Source organism: Kamptonema formosum PCC 10802, from assembly GCF_000332335.1.
In the GTDB taxonomy this organism is placed as follows: Bacteria; Cyanobacteriota; Cyanobacteriia; order Cyanobacteriales; family Oscillatoriaceae; genus Oscillatoria.
On record NZ_KB235949.1, the window covers coordinates 299,829 to 317,734 of the forward strand.

The window sequence follows — 17,906 nt, forward strand, 5'->3', positions numbered from 1 at the left end:
AAGCCCAACTACAAACTTTGGGCTAAAGCCCAACTACAAACTTTGGGCTAAAGCCCAACTACAAACTTTGGGCTTACTGCTGGTAGAGCGCAAAACTGTGACGTTTGACTGTCAGTTTACCATCGGGCTCCAGCTGGTCTGGCAGTGTGGGCTCTGAACCCATCCACTTGGTGTCAGACGAGTCCAAAATCTTGTGCCAATTTCCGCTAGGATGTTGGTGCTTAACCGTCACCTCTTTGGCATTAAAGTTCATTATACAGTATATTTGGCTCTCTCCGTTCCAGCGGTGAAGGAACAAAATCTTCTCTCCCTCAATCGCCGAGGCTTCTAAATTCTGCTTGTCGAGCTTTTGCAGAGCGGGTATCGTGCGGCGCAGCTGAATGAGATGCTGGTAAAATTCCCGCAGGGTTTTGTGCTTGCCCTCTTCCCGCTTCCCCCATTTCAACTTGGATTTCTCAAACGTCTCGCGACTCTCAGGATCGATGTACTCCCCTTCCAGATGAAACGCGGCGAATTCTTTTTTCCTCCCCTCTCGGACGGCTTGGCACAAGTCCGGGTCGGTGTGGCTTACAAAGTAGAGAAAGGGAGATTCTTCGCCGTACTCCTCACCCATAAACAGAAGGGGGATGTTGGGAGACAGCAAAAGCGCACCGGCAGCCAGCTTCAGCGCCTCAAAGGAGACGAGGTTCGCCAGCCGGTCGCCCAGCATTCGATTCCCAACTTGGTCGTGATTTTGGGCGCAAATGACAAATTGCTGCCCCGGACGGTCGCTGGCATCGCTGCCGTGATATCTTTGCCTGTGGGGCGAGTATGTCCAGGAGTAAACAAAGCTTTCTTTATAGGCTTTTCCCAGCTGCTGGCACTGACCGTAATCCTGATAGTAGCCCAGCTGCTCGCCGGTGAGCAAGGTGTGAAGGCAGTGGTGGAAATCGTCGATCCACTGCGCGTCCATGCCATACCCGCAAAACTCTTTTTCGTGAATCACCCTCACGTCGTTTAAATCGCTCTCCGCAATTAGATAGAGTTTGCGCCCAACGGACTCGGAAAGCGCCGCCACCCTGTCCGCCAATTCCTGCAAGAAGTGCTTCGCCCCCAAGTCATACATCGCGTGGACGGCATCCAGTCGCAGGGCGTCAATGTGGTAGCGATCGAACCAGTAGAGGGCATTTTCAATAAAGTAGTTGCGGACCTCGGGGCTGTGGGCGTCATCAAAGTTCATCGCCCAGCCCCAAGGCGTATTGTATTTTTCTGTCATGTAGGGGCCATATTGGCCGGTGTAGTTTCCTTCCGGGCCAAAGTGGTTGTACACCACATCCAGAATGATTGAGATTCCCCGCTGGTGTGCGGCGTCAACCAGTTGCTTCAATCCTTGCGGACCGCCGTAGGAATTCTGCACCGCATACGGATAAGTGCCATCATAACCCCAGTTGCGGTCGCCGGGAAATTGCGCGATTGGCATAATTTCAATGGCATTGACACCTAAATCCCGCAACTCTGCCAATCGGGAAATAATCGCCTCAAAGGTGCCCTCCGGCGTGAACGTGCCGGTGTGCAGTTCGTAAATAATCATTTCCTCCAGGGGAACGCCCGACCAGCCGGCATCCGTCCACTTCATCTGGCTGTGATCCACCACCTCAGACGCCTCGTGCGGGCCATTGGGTTGCGAGTGCGATGCTGGGTCAGGTCTGTTGGCTTCCCCGTCCAGTTTGTAGAAATACAGTGTTCCCGGATCTATGCCTTCAGCTGTTGCTTTCCAGTACCCCCCCTCGTCCCGCTGCATCGGGATCGGGCGCTTGTCAGGAGAAACGACTCGCACCGCAACTTCTCTGCGAAAGGGTGCCCAAACGGTAAATTCGCACCGGCCTTCACCCTGATAATTAGCTCCGATTTTCACCTTGAATCTCCTTGACTCAAACTTCGTCTTTCAGGTGTTCTGTTTTTCTCGTCTTCTTTCGCGCACTTCCAATGTCAAAATTTAGCCAAGTCAACCCCCTTTGACTTTCCTGCCTTCTCAAGCTATCTGCCAAGCTTTTTCTGCTGTCGCTCTTCTTTTTCATTCCTCCCACAGCGTCCTAGCGCTTTGGCTTAAGCAGAAGTGGCCCAGATTTGACTCGAACCGTCGCACTGTATTCAGGCGTCTGCTCTTCTTCCCTCCTGCGCCTAAAACCCTGACGCTGTTTCACCCTAACATACGGCTCTCGGCAGGCGCTGATTTTCAGCATTGCATTAAGCGCGCCCGAAATCAAGCCCATCTTTATGCACTCCATCTTAATCTAACTGGCTCGCCAATTCCCGCAACTTTATAAAACTAAACATAAGAATATCTTATAAGTAGCGGGCCACACACTCCGCTGGATGGGGAGCGCCTCAGTTTTATAAATCTTTCCAAAGGCTGATGCGGATACGGGGACTTGAGTTACAATGCGCAAGCGACTCGCCGCAAAAGTCAGAGACAGCCGGTTCCTGAAAATGGCGGTTGCTGGCTCAAACCGTTAAAACAGCGTCACCCCAAACCGGCAGCAGCTGGCAGCAGTCGCCGTTCTGTTTTATCAAAATTCCCCGTCAGGCCGGCACCTGTGCTATCTTAAGCCCCAACCGCAAACCCCAAACCGCAAACCCCTAATAAGGAGTGCCCCCCCTGTGAGTCCCAGACGTTCCCTGTCCTTATCGCGCTTATCGCGCCGGCAAGTGATTCGAGGTTTGCTGGCAGCCGGCACCTGTGGCGCGACCGTGCGCTTTGCCACCGGCTGCACGCCGGCGCAGCAGCACAGCCAAACCGGTCAAGCCCCAGCCGGCACTGGCAAAACCGTCAACATGGGGTTTATCTACGTTGGGCCGAAAGACGACAGCGGCTACAACCAAGCTCACGCCGAAGGCAAAGCCGGCATCTCCAAACTGAGCTGGGTCAAGACAGTGGAGGAAGCCAGCGTTCCCGAAACAGCAGCCGTCGAAGAAACCATGCGGAACATGATCAACATTGACGGCGTAACCGTCCTGTTCCCCACCTCCTTTGGCTACTTTGACCCGCACATCCTGAAAGTCGCCCGGGAATACCCGCAAGTGCAATTCTTCCACTGCGGCGGGCTCTATCAGGAGGGCAAGCACCCCAAAAATGTGGGCAGCTACTATGGCTACATCGACGAGGCGAATTATATTTCTGGCATCGTTGCCGCTCACACCTCCAAAACCGGCAAATTGGGGTTTATTGCAGCCAAACCCATACCCGTCGTATTGCGGAACATCAACAGCTTTACCCTGGGGGCGCGAAGCGTCAAGCCGGCAGTAACAACCCAGGCCATCTTTACCGGCGACTGGGCGCTGCCGGTGAAAGAAGCCGAAGCCGTCAACAGCCTGGCAGACCGGGGCGTCGATGCCGTCACCAGTCACGTAGACAGCCCCAAAGTCGTCATCGAAACAGCAGAGAAACGGGGGATTTTTTGCTGCGGCTACCACGCCAATCAAGCCGCCCTCGCCCCCAAAGGCTATCTCACCGGCGCTGAGTGGGACTGGGCAAATGTTTACTCCAAATACGCAGAAATGCTTCGCGATGGCAAAACCCTGATGGATGGCAGCATCCCTCACCTGCTGCGGGGGGGGTTGAAAGAAGGCTTTTGCAAGCTGTCGCCTTATGGCCCCGCTGTCAGTGAAGCCGCTAAAAAAGATGCTGAAGCCGCACTGGCTAAGTTCAAAGCCGGCACAATGGTGATTTACAAAGGCGAAATCAAAGACAGCACCGGCAAAGTTATCATCCCTGCCGGCAAGGAGTACAAGCAGCAAGACATTGAGCTAGAATCCATGAACTGGCTCGTCGAAGGTGCCCTCGGTAGCGTCAAGAGCTAATCGCCAGGGAGCATCAAGGGTTGTGCAAACAAGCCCAAATGAATGCAATAATGATTTCAGCAGGTTGCAGGAGGAGAAGATTTTTGGCCAGCTGAATCCCGGAAACGGAATTGAAACAATCGCCATGCGTTATCGCCGCCTCGGGCCAGCCTTGGAAGCAATTTGCCTGCCGGTGGGAGCGCTGCTCGTATCCCTGCTTGTATTTGCAGTGTTTTGCGCCCTGGCCGGCGCTAACCCGGCAGAGGTCTGCGCTTCCATTTACACAGCGGCATTTGGCAGCTGGTTTTCCTGGCAAAACACCTTAATTCGGGCCGCACCGCTGATGCTGAGCTCCCTGTGCACCCTGCTGCCCTTCCAGCTGGGTTTGGTGATTATTGGCAATGAGGGCGCTCTCGTCGCCGGGGGGGTGGCGGCGGTGGCGGCGGGACTGGCCCTGCCGGCTGCCCCCCCTCTCATCGCCCAACTGGCAATGGCCCTTGCCGGCACAGTCAGCGGCGGGCTGTGGGTCGCCTTTGCCGGAGCGCTGCGGCACTATCGCGGCGTCAATGAAACCATCAGCAGCTTGCTGCTCAACTACATTGCCATCGCCCTGATGAACCACCTCGTAGAAGGGCCAATGCGCGACCCCAGCAGCCTCAACAAGCCTTCCACCTACGCCATCCCAGAGGCCAATATGCTCGGGACTCTCCCCGGCACCCGCGTTCATTACGGCCTCGCCTTCGGCCTGATTGCCTGCGCAATCGCCTATATCCTGATTCGGCGCACCACCTTTGGCTTTGCCGCCCGCACCGCCGGCGGCAATTTGCGGGCGGCTCGCATGGCGGGACTGCCGGTGGGCAAACTAACCTTAGCTATTTGTTTTCTAGCCGGCTCCTGTGCGGGACTGGCCGGCACTGTCGAAGTCGCCGCCGTCCACGGGCGAGCCAACGAGTCCCTGAACGCCAACTATGGCTACACCGGCATCCTAGTGGCCTTTGCCGCCCGCCACAATCCCCTCGCCGCCATCCTCTGCGCCATCCTCCTTGGCGGCATTCTCGCCAGCGGCGGCATTCTCCAGCGAGCCCACCAACTCCCCGACGCCACCGTTCTCGTCTTCCAGGGAATCGTCTTCCTCACCGTCCTATTCAGCGAGTCTCTATACGGAAAACTTCCAATTTTTTCTCCTTTCAGACACCCGCAAGGCTTGCCAACAAAGAGATAATCTTAGTGTCCCTGGCGTCTTGGCGGTTAAAACCCTTCCTGCAAACACAACAAACAAAAAACAGTGACAGCAGAATCTCTGGGCTGGTGGGGAGTGCCCCTAGCGATAGCCGCCGGCACCTTGCGGGGCAGCGCTCCCTTCCTGTTCGTCAGCTTAGGCGAGTGCCTGACAGAAAAAAGCGGCAAAATCAATCTCGGTCTAGAAGGCACCCTGCTCATGGGGGCGATGAGCGCCTATGCCATATCCTACCTCACCGGCTCCCCCTGGCTGGGCGTGCTCGCCGCAGGGTGCGCCGGCATGGCGTTGGGGGCGATTCACGCCTTTTTGGCGCAGCGCCCGGGAGTCAGCGATGTCGCCGTTGGCATCGCCATGATTATTTTTGGCAGCGGTTTGGCTTTCTTCCTGGGAAAGCCGTTTATTCAGCCGGCGGCTCCCCAGTTACCCGCCCTTGAATTCGGCAACTGGAGCGAAATGCCGCAAATCCGGGCGGCGCTGAAAGTCAGCCCCCTGTTTTTAATCGGTGCCGCGCTCGCCCCCTTGATGCAGTGGTTTTTCCGCTCCACCCGCCCGGGGCTTTTCATCCGCGCCGCCGGCGAGAGCCCAGAAGCCGCCAGAGCGATGGGCGTCCCCGTCAAGCGAGTCCGCACACTGTGCATCGTAGCGGGGAGTTTTCTTGCCGGCATTGGGGGCGCTTACTTATCCCTGTACTATCCAGGGAGTTGGAATGAGCGCATCTCCAGCGGACAGGGGCTGGTGGCGGTGGCATTAGTCATCTTCGCCCGCTGGAATCCCCTGCGGTGCCTGTACGCCGCCTTGCTGTTCGGCGGGGCGCAGGCGCTTGGCCCAGCCTTGCAGTCCGCCGGCGTCGGTTCCTACTACCACCTGTTTAATGCCGCTCCCTATATTTTGACACTCGCGGTGATGATTTTTACCTGTTCGCCGGCTCGCACATCCGCCGGCTCCCCAGGAGCGCTAGGGAAAAACAATGATTAATTCCAAGCCTTAAAAAGCCGGTGCGCAATAAATCCAAAATCTACAATCCATGCATCCAAAATTGCCAGACAGCCCCCCCGAAATCGAACTGGTGAATATCGTCAAGCGATTCGGCTCCATGACAGCAGTGGGTGGCGTTTCCCTGAAACTCAAACCGGCTACGTTTCACGCCCTGCTGGGAGAAAATGGCGCGGGGAAAAGTACGCTGGTAAAATGCGTCACCGGCTACCACACTGCGGATGCCGGTACAATCCTCATTAACGGGATTCCCAGAACCGTCGCCAGCCCCTACGACGCCTGCAAGTATGGCATTGGCATGGTTTACCAGCACTTCACCCTCATCCCCGCAATGACTGTGGCAGAAAATCTCGTGCTGGCTCGCCCTGACACTCCTAAGTTTATCGACTGGAAGTCGGAATACCAGCGGTTAAATGCGTTTCTGGAAACTGCTCCTTTTCAAGTCAGCCTTCACGCGCCGGTCGAGCAACTGGCGGCTGGGGAAAAGCAAAAAGTAGAAATCCTCAAACAGCTGTACCTTAAAAATCGGGTCTTGATTCTCGATGAGCCGACTTCTGCGCTGACTCCTGATGAGGCGAATGAGGTTTTGGGGTTGCTCCGCGACGCCGTAAAGGCGGGAAAGTTAAGCGTTTTGCTCATCACTCACAAATTTCGGGAAGTGATGGCGTTTGCTGGTGAAGTTACGGTGCTGCGGCGCGGTCAGGTTGCGGGGGGCGGCGCTGTTGAGGATTTCTCAACCGCAGACTTGGCTGAGATGATGCTGGGTGAGGAGCGCTCCTTTGTTCCCCGGTCGAAAACAAGCCAGTCGCCTGGAGAGCCGGTGCTGGTTCTTCAGGGGATTCGCGCTGATAGGGATAATGGTTTGGAGGCTGTCGCGGGAGTGAATTTAAGCGTGCGTGCCGGCGAGATTGTCGGGATTGCCGGTGTTTCTGGAAACGGTCAGCGGGAGCTGGTAGAAGTGCTAGCAGGACAGCGCCGCGCCACGGCAGGGAAAATTTTGGTAAATGGGGAAGTCTACACAGCAACGCGGGCAGAAATGGTGAGGCACCAGATTTTTTGCTTGCCAGAAGAACCGCTGCGAAATGCGTGTGTCCCTCACATGAGTGTTGCGGAAAATATCGCTCTGCGCAGCTTCGACCGGCCTCCCATCGCCAAGAAGGGTGGGTTTCTCGACCGGCAAGCGATGCGCCGCGTCGCGCAGGCTTTGGTTGAGCGGTTTTCTGTGAGAGCGACCTCTGTGGATATGCCGGTGAGCCTGCTTTCTGGCGGGAACCAGCAGCGCACTGTTCTGGCGCGAGAGCTGTCATCAGAAAGTGCTAGATTGCTAATCGCAGCGAATCCCTGTTTTGGGTTAGATGTGGCGGCGGTTGAGTGGATACACTCCCAGCTGGTTGCGGCGAGGAATCGGGGAGTCGCCGTGCTGCTGGTAAGTGAGGATTTAGATGAATTGCTAGCGCTGGCGGACCGGCTTGTGGTGATGGCCGGTGGGGCATTTGTGTTGGAGAGCGAAGTTGCCACAGCCGATTTAGTTGAGATTGGTCACCGCATGGCAGGGCACTGACTAACAATTTTGGATTTTGGATTTTGGATTGGGGATTGAAAACCCGCCAGTCAAGCCTTTTACGCAAGAGAAAAGCTCTATAGAGCGGTTTTCATATTAGTGAGGTGGTGAGAACCCCGGTTTCTTTAAGAAACCGGGGTTCTCATGCGCACTTCACTCAACTGGAACCCGCTATAGCCATGCCCAATGCACCCCCGCCCACTGCTGAGCGCCCTAATTTCGTTTTTGCCAAACTGCCGGCCAAAGAATCCGGACAGCAGCGACTTGAGTTGGAATGTCTGAAAAAGCCGGCATAATTAACCCTAACAGGGCGGCGGCAATAAATCTGGTTTCTTGATGTGGTAGGGTGTTAAGCTCGCGGAACTCACCCTACTGCTCCTGTCAGGAAACCGCACCTCTGGTAAACCCTAATGCCCAAATACAGTTTAGACGAAATTCTGGACATCCTAAAAAATCTCACTCCAGAAGAAAAAGCCCAGCTGCAAGAGCAGCTGCCGGCGGTTTTGGATGGAGCCGGCGCACCGGCTTCCCGCTTCCAGAAAAAAACCCAGCCGTCTCCATTCACCGGCAGCATTAGGGTGAGAGAGGGGAATGCTTTTGCCGGCGGTCAAGTTTCAGCAGAAGCAGCGACAAACTTAGAGGGAAGTAGCGCTGAAGCTCGCACCACAGAGATTCAAGAGGCTCTCGACTTGTTGCGCCTGATAAAAAAAGGAATAGTCCGAACTTCTATTTTGAAAAACAACCAAAAGAAAAATCTGGAATCAACCCTGGAAGTTGTCCTGGAAGAACTCAAAAAGGACAAGCCGGATAAAGACCTGATTGATCTGGCTCTTGAATCTCTAGAAAAAGGCTTGAGAGGGGTCGATAGCTTAGCAGGGCCCACTCGGGAAGTGGCCCAAATCATCGCGACAGCTTGGCTGAGGCTCTAGGGAATTTTGGATGCCCGGATTTTGGATGCCCGGATTTTGGATGCCCGGATTTTGGATTGGGGATTGATTGTTTTTCTAAATGCCCTATGCCCTATGCCCTATGCCCTATGCCCTATGCCCTATGCCCTATACGCTATGCCTTATGCCCCATGCGCCATTTCCAGGGTCTGTCCTGTGGCCCACTTGAGTGCCGGCACGGTCGATTATTTTCCGGAACGGAGTCTTTTCTTCCAGAAGGCTGATTTCAGCGGGGCTCACATCTTCCTCTGGGTAGATGCGCAGCCGCCGGGAATCCAGTATCTTAGACTGGTATAAATACTTCTTTCAAAGCCGGTACCAATATGGTTTTCAATCCCGCCAGCTCGTTTGAGGCGGGTCTTTTTGTCTGGGGGCACAAAACGTTAGGGCATTTTGGCAACCGCAGGCTGCAGATTGTGGCTGCGTTGGAGAGTAAAATTTAATCGCAAAGGTTCTGGGCAAAGCCGAATAGCGTGATATAATAGACGCAGAGTTCGAGGACAGTCCTATTGACAAAATATGTCAAACCCAAAGAAGCGGCGGCACAGCATGAGGCTCGCTGCTCAAAGGATGCGGACTAAAATTCGAGACTTAATAGATGAGGCTCACTTTCCACTGTCCCAATTGCGGGTTTATGCTCCCACGGGACTGGAATAGCGATGCGTGGGATTTTCCTAAAAGCTTTGCGGGATACCGCCTCTATCGTCTTTGACGGCGATAGTGCTATCGTTGCATGTCCGGTAATGTCCGGAACGATGTCGCGTAAATGTATCAGGGATGGCATCTTACCCTCAGCTAGCCATGAAAACAGATAAGTTCACCATCCAAGATTTGCATCTAGCAATAGAAGACCTCCCCTCCCCACAGCCGGAAACAGTGACGGTGGGAAATCCTATTTCTATAGGTTGCCTTGGGCAGCCGTCTGATGGCCGTGCGTCGTGGCCAGTCCTGTCTGATATCTGGGCATAGGGCATGGGGGCAGCGGCTTGGGGGGCATGGGGCATGGGGCGTGGGGCATTGAGGAAAACAATCAATCCAAAATCCAAAATGCCCAGTGCCCAGTGGCCCGCACCCAGTGGCTCGCACCCAGTGCCCAGTGTCCCAAACTGCTAGTTGCGGTGAATCCGCTCGACTCGATGTCAATGATGTAAAAACTGCATCATATAATTGCATTAATCGCATTTCCTGTAATATTCTGTAACAAAGTATACGATTTACCCCTGTTTGCTGGATTTAAGGTATCTACAAACCACCCTTAACCAACAGCTAACGGATGAAGCAACCGGCTTTTTGAGAAGTACGCCCACTATTGAATTGAACGCCATGCCGGGAACGCGCCGGTCCGCACAATCCCTGACAGGGCATCGTGACAGAACCGCTTATCATTCTGTTGCCAAAAATACAAATAAGTTTTTCAAATCTCATACATAAGCTGAGACAAACAGAGTTTAGGCGGGCGCGCGCAACAGCAGAGCAACTTCAGAAACAGCACAACTCACATATTAAAGATTCAAGGAGAGTAAACCGATGACAGTGGCAGCCACCAGCAGCCTCAACAAATTTGAAAAAATCAAAGCCGAAAAAGACGGGCTTGCCGTAAAGGCTGAACTGGATCGCTTTGCCGAGATTGGCTGGGAAGCGATGGACGAAACCGACCGGGACTACCGGCTAAAGTGGCTAGGCGTCTTCTTCCGCCCCGTCACTCCCGGCAAATTTATGATGCGGATGCGCATCCCCAACGGCATTCTCACCAGCACTCAAATGCGAGTGCTCGCCGAGATTGTCCAGCGCTACGGCGACGACGGCAATGCCGACATCACCACCCGGCAAAATCTCCAGCTGCGGGGAATCCGAATTCAGGACATTCCAGATATCTTCAGACGCCTGAAAGCCGTCGGTCTGACCAGCGTCCAGTCTGGCATGGACAACGTGCGCAACATCACCGGCTCGCCGGTGGCCGATCTCGACGCCGGCGAATTGATTGACACCCGAGGGCTGGTGCGCCAACTTCAAGACGCGATCACCAACAACGGTGAGGGCAACCCAGAATTTACCAACTTGCCCAGAAAATTCAACATTGCCATTGAAGGCGGTCGCGATAACTCAGTCCACGCAGAAATCAACGACATTGCCTTCGTGCCGGCGTATAAAAATGGCGAGTTGGGCTTCAACGTTATCGTCGGCGGCTTTTTCTCCGCCAAGCGCTGCGAAGCAGCCATTCCTCTGAATGTCTGGGTGAAACCCAACAGCGAGGTCGTTGACTTGAGCCTTGCCATTCTGACAGTATATCGCGACAGCGGTCTGCGAGCCAACCGGCAAAAAGCTCGGCTGATGTGGCTGATAGACGAGTGGGGCGTAGAAAAATTCCGGGCGCAAGTCGAAAAGCAGTTGGGGCGAGAGCTGGCAACCGCCGCACCCAAAGATGAAATCGACTGGGAAAAGCGCGACCACATCGGCGTTTACCGGCAAAAGCAACCGGGCTTGAACTATGCAGGATTGCACATCCCCATTGGTCGCCTGTACGCTCCGGACATGTTTGATTTGGCTCGCATGGCGGACGTTTACGGCAGTGGTGAAATCCGCCTCACCGTCGAGCAAAACGCCATCCTCCCCAACATCCCCGACTCCCGCCTGGAAACCTTCTTGAAAGAACCGCTCCTAGAGCGCTTCTCCATCAATCCAGACCCCCTGACGCGGGCGCTGGTTTCCTGCACCGGCGCGCAGTTCTGCAACTTCGCCCTCATTGAAACCAAAAATCGCGCCCTGGCGATGATTAAAGAACTGGAAGCCGAACTGTCCCTGACCAAGCCGGTGCGGATTCACTGGACAGGCTGCCCCAATTCCTGCGGCCAGCCCCAAGTCGCCGATATCGGTTTGATGGGGACAAAAACCCGCAAAAATGGCAAAACTGTGGAAGGTGCTGACATCTATATGGGCGGCAAAGTGGGCAAAGACGCCCATCTCGGCACCTGTGTCACCAAGGGCATTCCTTGCGAAGACCTCAAGCCGGTGCTGCGCAGTTTGCTGATCGAGCAGTTCGGCGCTCAACCCAAGGTCGAATTTGCCCTCGAACCGGCACTGAACGGCAACGGACATAGCGCCGCAGCTGCCCCCGTTATAGAAGTGCCCGCCGAATCCAAGCCCTCTTCCCAGCCGGCTGTCGTCGTCCTGTCTAAATCCAAGAAAAAAATCGCCTGTGAGGGAGATGAAACCATCCTGGAGGCGGCAGAACGAGAAGGCATTGAGCTTCCTTCCAGCTGCCGGTCAGGAAACTGCGGCACCTGCAAGCAAAAACTCCTCAAAGGAGAAGTCAACTACACCCAAGATCCGCAAGCGCTCGACGACAGCGACCGCGAGGGAGGGTATATCTTGGCCTGCAGCGCCCAACCTGTGGGACGAGTCGTGATTGACGCTTAATCAGGCATGGGGCATGGGGCATGGGGCATGGGGCATGGGGCATGGGGCATGGGGTTAAGTATCAACTTTTTTCCTAAAACCATTTCCCTAATCCCTAACCCCTAACCCCTCACCCCTAACCGCCACCGAGCAGCCAGAACAAATTGCCAAAACCGCCTGTTTTTGCTAAATACAATACTGTTCGATCGCCGATTTCGAGATATCCTGTAGTGTGGGGCCTCGTTCTGGAGGCAGTTCAACTACATTCTGTGGGTAAAGATAAGCCACAACTTGCAAATCAACACACTACTTTGATGACGAATTTTTCCCGACGCAAATTCATCTTAACTGCAGGGGCTGCCACCGCCGGCACCCTGCTGGCTCACGGCTGCAGTTCAGGCCCCACAAACACAGCGAAGCAGACCTCCAGCGCCGCACCGGCAGCCAACATCAACCCCGCCGACGCACCCGAAGTCACCGCTGCCAAACTGGGATTCATCGCCCTCACCGATTCCGCCCCCCTGATTGTGGCCAAAGAAAAAGGCTTGTTTGACAAATACGGCATGAAAGATGTCGAAGTTGTCAAACAAGCCTCTTGGCCGGTAACGCGGGACAACTTAGAAATCGGCTCAGCCGGCGGCGGGATTGACGGGGCCCACATCTTGAGCCCCATGCCTTACCTGATGTCCTTGGGTCAAACCAAAAACAAGCAGCCGGTGCCCATGTACCTCCTGGCGCGGCTGAACACCAACGGTCAGGCTATTTCCATAGCCAATTCCTACAAAGAGTTCAAAGTAGGCTTAGAGAGCAAAGGACTCAAAGACGCCTTCGCCCAAGCCAAAAGTGCCGGCAAAACCGAACTCAAAGCCGCCATTACCTTTCCTGGCGGAACCCACGACATGTGGATGCGCTACTGGCTAGCCGCCGGCGGGATAATTCCCGACCAAGATATTTCCGTCGTCCCCATCCCGCCGCCCCAGATGGTTGCCAACATGAAAACCGGCAACATGGAAGCCTTCTGCGTCGGCGAACCCTGGAACGCGCAACTCGTCAACCAAGGACAGGGCTACACCGCCCTACTCACCGGCGAACTCTGGAAAGACCATCCCGAAAAAGCCTTTGCCATGCGGGCTGACTGGGTTGACAAACACCCCAAAGCCGCCAAAGCTATATTAATGGCAGTGCTGGAAGCCCAGCAGTGGTGCGACAAACTGGAAAACAAAGAAGAAATGTGCCAAATCGTCTCCCAGGCGAAGTGGTTCAAAGTGCCGGCGAAAGACATCATCGAACGCGCCAAAGGCAACATTGACTACGGCGACGGTCGCCCCCCCGTTCAGAACAGCCCACTGCTGATGAAATTCTGGTCAGATAGCGCCTCCTATCCTTACAAAAGCCACGACCTGTGGTTCCTCACCGAAAACATTCGCTGGGGCTACCTTCCCGCTGACACCAAAACCAAGGAAATCGTTGACAGAGTGAACCGGGAAGACCTGTGGAGAGAAGCCGCCAAAACCCTAGGCGTACCAGCCGCCCAAATTCCCGCCAGCACCTCTCGCGGCGTAGAGACCTTCTTTGATGGGATAAAATTCGATCCAGAGAAACCAGAAGAATACTTAAAAAGCCTAGCCATCAAGAAAGCGTAGCAGACAAGGGAGTTGAGGGGAAAAAGCGAACAGCCAAATCCCCAAATCCCCAAATCCTGGCCCAACCCCCAGAACCCAGCACAGGAAACAGAATGACCGCCAATCTGACCAGAACCGCTAACGTCCAGCCGAATTTAATGCTTTCATACCTGCAAAAAAACTCCCAAAAAATAATCAAGCCCCTGATTGCCCTCGCCATTATTATGGTAATATGGCAAATATTGTGCCCGCCCGGCTCAAAAGGGTTGCCTGGACCAATGCAAGTGCTGGCGGACACCTGGGACCCCTATATCATCAATCCATTTTTTGACAACGGCGGCACAGATAAAGGCTTGGCCTTGCAAATTTTTGCCAGCTTGCAGCGAGTGGCCATTGGCTTCTCCCTGTCAGCCATAGTTGGCATAGCGCTGGGCATCCTGATTGGCGTCAACAAATCCCTCTATGAAGCCCTAGACCCGATCTTCCAGGTCCTGCGCACCATTCCCCCCCTGGCTTGGCTGCCCATTTCCCTGGCGGCATTTCAGCAAAGCAACCCCTCAGCGATATTCGTCATATTCATCACCTCAATTTGGCCTATAATTATTAACACCACCGTAGGGGTGCAGCAGCTGCCACAAGATTACAGGAACGTGGCCAAAGTTTTGCAGCTTTCTGGGGCTGAATACTTTGTAAGTATCTTATTTCCCGCCACAGTTCCCTATATATTCACCGGCTTGAGAATCGGCATAGGGCTGTCTTGGCTGGCCATTGTCGCCGCAGAAATGCTCGTGGGCGGTGTGGGGATCGGCTTCTTTATCTGGGACGCCTACAACAACTCCCTCCTCAGCCAGATTATCATCGCCCTAATTTACGTCGGAATTGTGGGACTCCTGCTAGACCGGCTCGTCGCCTACATCGCCTCAATCGCTGTCCCCAAAGAACAGAAATAACCCCCCTCACGAGAAAGGAGGCAGAGCCTCTGGATAGGCGTTCCCAGGCAGAGCCTGGGAACGAGAGAACACCGAAAAAAAATCCCCAAATCCCCCAATCCCGGCCCCACTAACTCCTCATAAATTCCCCAAATCCATGTCAGCCTTCCTAGAAATCGATCATATTGATAAAGTCTTCCCCCTGCCCAACGGCAACAGCTACGTCGCCCTCAAAAATATCGAACTGAAAATCAACAGAGGAGAATTCATCTCCTTAATCGGGCACTCGGGCTGCGGCAAATCCACCTTGCTGAATATGGTGGCCGGTTTGGACAAACCGACGCACGGGGGCGCGATTCTAGAAGGCCGGCAAATCAAAGGCCCTGGCCCAGACCGCATGGTCGTTTTCCAGAACTATTCCCTCTTGCCCTGGCTCACCGTGCGCCAGAACATCGCCCTCGCCGTCAACCGAGTCCTCAAAGACAAACCCAGCGGAGAGCGCCGCAGCATCATCGAACACCACATTGAGATGGTGGGGCTGCGACACGCCGCCAATAAGCGACCGGGCGAACTGTCCGGCGGGATGAAACAGCGCGTCGCCATCGCCCGCGCCCTGGCCATCCGCCCCAAGGTGCTGCTGCTGGACGAACCCTTTGGCGCGCTGGACGCCCTCACCAGGGGTGGTTTGCAAGAAAAATTGATGGAAATCTGCGAAGAAAGCCACGTCACCGCCATCATGGTGACTCACGATGTCGATGAGGCGCTGCTGCTGTCTGACCGCATCGTCATGCTCACCAATGGCCCAGAATCTCACATTGGCCAGATTCTGGAGGTTCCCATCCCCCGCCCCCGCCACCGCATGGAAGTGGTCAACCACCCCAGCTACTACGACTTGCGGAATCAGATGATTAACTTCCTCAACCAGCAGAAGCGGGACAAGAAACGCAAGGCCAAACAGCCGGCTGCCGCCGGGCGCAAGAGTGCCGGTGTGGAAAAAGTCAATTTGCAAATTGGCTTCCTCCCCCTGACAGACTGCGCGCCGCTGGTGGTGGCAAAAGAACAAGGCTTTTTCCAGAAGCACGGTTTGGAAAACGTCACCCTCTGCCGCGAAACCAGCTGGAAAGCAATCGCAGAAGGCGTCAGCGCCGGACGCCTGGACGCCGCCCAGATGGTGGCCGGCATGCCCCTGGGGCTGACACTGGGCATGGGTGGCTTTGCGCCGGTGCCGGCGGTCACCGCCCTGGTCCTCAGCCGCAATGGCAACGCCATTACCTTGAGCCAGCAGTTTTACCAGCAAGGGGTGCGCACCCTCAATGACCTGAAAGCCGCAATCGCCCAAAGCCCAGATAGAGTTTTCAACCTCGGCGTCGTGCATCCCTCCTCAATGCACAACCTGATGCTGCGTTACTGGCTGGCCAGTGGGGGCATCGATCCCGACCGAGATATCAATTTAGTCGTGCTCCCCCCATCCCAAATGGCTGCCAGCCTCAAAGCGGGGAAAATTGACGGCTACTGCGCCGGCGCACCCTGGAACGCTCAAGCCGTCAGGGAAGGGTTGGGCTTTGTCATCGCTACCGACCTCGATATTTGGCCCGGAAATCCTGAAAAAGTCCTCGGCGTCCGCGAAGACTGGGCCAACACATATCCCGAAACCCACATCGCCCTGCTCAAAGCTCTCCTGGAAGCGTGCGAATATTGCGACAATCCGCAGCACCGGCAAGAAATCCTGCCATTGCTGTGCCGGCCCGAGTATGTCGGTTCCGCCCCAGAACACACCCGCCCGGGTTTCATCGCTCCCTACGACTGCGGCACCGGCGAACCGCCTTTGCTGCTGCGGCGCTACCACCAGTTCCACATCGAAAATACCAACTGTCCCGGACGAGCCGAGGGGCTGTGGATTTTGACCCAGATGGCTCGCTGGGGCTTAACCCCCTTCCCCAAAAACTGGATCGAAATCCTCGAACGAGTCCGCCGCGTGGACCTGTACGGCGAAGCCGCCCGACAGCTGGGATGGCCAGATGCCGAGCCCGATCGCAAGCCTTTTGAACTGTTTGACGGCGTGGTTTTCAACCCAGACGATCCCACCGGCTATCTCCAGCGGTTCACCATCCGGCGCGAACTCCGCATCGAAGAAATCCTCATCGATTCCCCAACCAAACAAGCTGCTTGATAGTGAAAGCTGAGAAACCCGGTTTCTTAAAGAAACCGGGTTTCTGACCCCAATTCCCAATCCCTTATCCCCTAGTGCCTGAAGATGCAATTAACAAGCGCCTCTTTAACTCAAAAAACTAAAAACTCAAAACTGGAAGCATCGAACTCCCGGCGCGAACCGTTTTTGGAGATCGAGAGCGTTTCCAAGGTCTATCCCACTCCCACCGGCCCCTATACCGTACTTAACGATGTCAGCCTGAATGTCGCTGAGGGCGAGTTTATTTGCATTATCGGTCACTCTGGCTGCGGCAAATCTACATTGCTCAATATGGTTGCCGGTTTCAGCACGCCCACCGGCGGCGAGGTGCGCCTGCAAAACCGGCGCATCAGCAAACCCGGACCAGACCGGATGATGGTGTTCCAGAACTATTGCCTTTTGCCTTGGAAAACGGCGTTTGAGAATGTCTACCTGGCGGTTAAATCCGCTTATCCCGAAAAATCCCACGCTGAAAAAGTGGCAATTGTTGAGGAACACCTGGCAATGGTGGGACTGGCGGAAGCGGCAAACAAGCGTCCCGGTCAACTGTCGGGCGGGATGAAGCAGCGGGTGGCAATTGCCCGCGCTTTGGCGATTCGCCCCCAAGTGTTGATTCTGGATGAGCCTTTCGGGGCGCTCGACGCGATCACTAAGGAAGAGCTGCAAGAAGAATTGCTGCAAATCTGGAGGGAGCACCGGGTGACGGTGCTGATGATCACTCACGATATTGATGAGGCGCTGTTTTTGGCCGACCGGCTGGTGATGATGACTAATGGCCCTTCCGCTAAGATTGGTGAGGTGCTGGAAATTCCTTTCAAAAGACCTCGGGTGCGCTCGCAGGTGATGGAAGATCCGCGATACCGGGAATTGCGCAACTATGCTTTGGACTTCTTGTTCCACCGGTTCGCCCACAGTGAAGATCTGAGTTCGGCAGAGGATGCGGCTCCCTCACCGAGAGGGCGGGGTTTGGCCCTTAAAGCCGGTGCGGCGCTGGCGCTGGCGGCGGTTGCGGCGGCGGGGATTGGTTTGAGTCGTTCGGTTAAGATTGCTTCCCAGACGCCGGCACAAACTGCGGTTATCCAGTCGAGCGCACCTGTGTCCGAATCAACCGGCACCTCTTCCGGCGCAACCGCACCTGTGTCCAACTCCGCCCTTCCCTCTTCCGGCGCAACCGCACCGGTGTCCAACTCCGCCCTTCCCTCTTCCGGCGC

Annotated in this window: 10 protein-coding genes and 2 pseudogenes; 11 read left to right on the plus strand and 1 reads right to left on the minus strand. The window is 55.3% G+C overall.

Annotated elements, in window-relative coordinates:
• Window positions 1-73 precede the first annotated feature (73 nt).
• A complete protein-coding gene (treZ, locus tag OSC10802_RS0131865; RefSeq protein ID WP_017720822.1) occupies window positions 74-1,894 on the minus strand; it encodes a malto-oligosyltrehalose trehalohydrolase in 1,821 nt (606 codons plus the stop codon).
• Window positions 1,895-2,640: 746 nt separating this feature from the next.
• Here treZ and OSC10802_RS0131880 point away from each other — a divergent pair.
• The 11 genes and pseudogenes from OSC10802_RS0131880 to OSC10802_RS55085 all read left to right on the plus strand — a co-directional run.
• Complete coding sequence (locus tag OSC10802_RS0131880) at window positions 2,641-3,840, plus strand: BMP family ABC transporter substrate-binding protein (protein ID WP_026098995.1); 1,200 nt, start codon at window positions 2,641-2,643, stop codon at window positions 3,838-3,840.
• Between the two features lie 22 nt (window positions 3,841-3,862).
• A complete protein-coding gene (locus tag OSC10802_RS0131885) occupies window positions 3,863-5,041 on the plus strand; it encodes an ABC transporter permease (RefSeq protein WP_017720826.1) in 1,179 nt (392 codons plus the stop codon).
• 63 nt (window positions 5,042-5,104) lie between these two features.
• Window positions 5,105-6,034, plus strand: a complete 930-nt coding sequence (locus OSC10802_RS0131890; protein WP_017720827.1) for an ABC transporter permease — start codon at window positions 5,105-5,107, stop codon at window positions 6,032-6,034.
• 49 nt (window positions 6,035-6,083) lie between these two features.
• Window positions 6,084-7,613, plus strand: a complete 1,530-nt coding sequence (locus tag OSC10802_RS0131895; protein ID WP_017720828.1) for an ABC transporter ATP-binding protein — start codon at window positions 6,084-6,086, stop codon at window positions 7,611-7,613.
• 410 nt (window positions 7,614-8,023) lie between these two features.
• Window positions 8,024-8,542, plus strand: coding sequence for a hypothetical protein (locus OSC10802_RS0131905; protein ID WP_017720830.1), 519 nt, complete (start codon window positions 8,024-8,026; stop codon window positions 8,540-8,542).
• A gap of 628 nt (window positions 8,543-9,170) precedes the next feature.
• Window positions 9,171-9,326: pseudogene (locus OSC10802_RS53500) on the plus strand (RNA-guided endonuclease TnpB family protein); the annotation flags it as partial.
• Window positions 9,327-10,087: 761 nt separating this feature from the next.
• Window positions 10,088-11,977 (plus strand): ferredoxin--nitrite reductase, encoded by a 1,890-nt coding sequence (locus OSC10802_RS0131925; RefSeq protein WP_017720834.1) that lies wholly within the window; start codon window positions 10,088-10,090, stop codon window positions 11,975-11,977.
• 293 nt (window positions 11,978-12,270) lie between these two features.
• Window positions 12,271-13,599, plus strand: coding sequence for a CmpA/NrtA family ABC transporter substrate-binding protein (locus tag OSC10802_RS0131930; protein ID WP_017720835.1), 1,329 nt, complete (start codon window positions 12,271-12,273; stop codon window positions 13,597-13,599).
• 92 nt (window positions 13,600-13,691) lie between these two features.
• The gene (gene ntrB / locus OSC10802_RS0131935; RefSeq protein WP_017720836.1) at window positions 13,692-14,528 is read left to right on the plus strand and encodes a nitrate ABC transporter permease; all 837 of its coding nucleotides are present in this window, start codon (window positions 13,692-13,694) and stop codon (window positions 14,526-14,528) included.
• 136 nt (window positions 14,529-14,664) lie between these two features.
• A complete protein-coding gene (locus tag OSC10802_RS0131940; RefSeq protein ID WP_017720837.1) occupies window positions 14,665-16,677 on the plus strand; it encodes a nitrate ABC transporter ATP-binding protein in 2,013 nt (670 codons plus the stop codon).
• A gap of 84 nt (window positions 16,678-16,761) precedes the next feature.
• Window positions 16,762-17,616: pseudogene (locus tag OSC10802_RS55085) on the plus strand (ABC transporter ATP-binding protein); the annotation flags it as partial.
• Window positions 17,617-17,906 lie beyond the last annotated feature (290 nt).

Excerpts from the sequence above, each read along its gene's own strand:
- OSC10802_RS0131940 (WP_017720837.1), top strand. The coding sequence starts at position 14,665 with ATGTCAGCCTTCCTAGAAATCGATCATATTGATAAAGTCTTCCCCCTG.
- ntrB (WP_017720836.1), top strand. The coding sequence starts at position 13,692 with ATGACCGCCAATCTGACCAGAACCGCTAACGTCCAGCCGAATTTAATG.
- OSC10802_RS0131925 (WP_017720834.1), top strand. The coding sequence starts at position 10,088 with ATGACAGTGGCAGCCACCAGCAGCCTCAACAAATTTGAAAAAATCAAA.
- OSC10802_RS0131895 (WP_017720828.1), top strand. The coding sequence starts at position 6,084 with ATGCATCCAAAATTGCCAGACAGCCCCCCCGAAATCGAACTGGTGAAT.
- OSC10802_RS0131905 (WP_017720830.1), top strand. The coding sequence starts at position 8,024 with ATGCCCAAATACAGTTTAGACGAAATTCTGGACATCCTAAAAAATCTC.
- OSC10802_RS0131930 (WP_017720835.1), top strand. The coding sequence starts at position 12,271 with ATGACGAATTTTTCCCGACGCAAATTCATCTTAACTGCAGGGGCTGCC.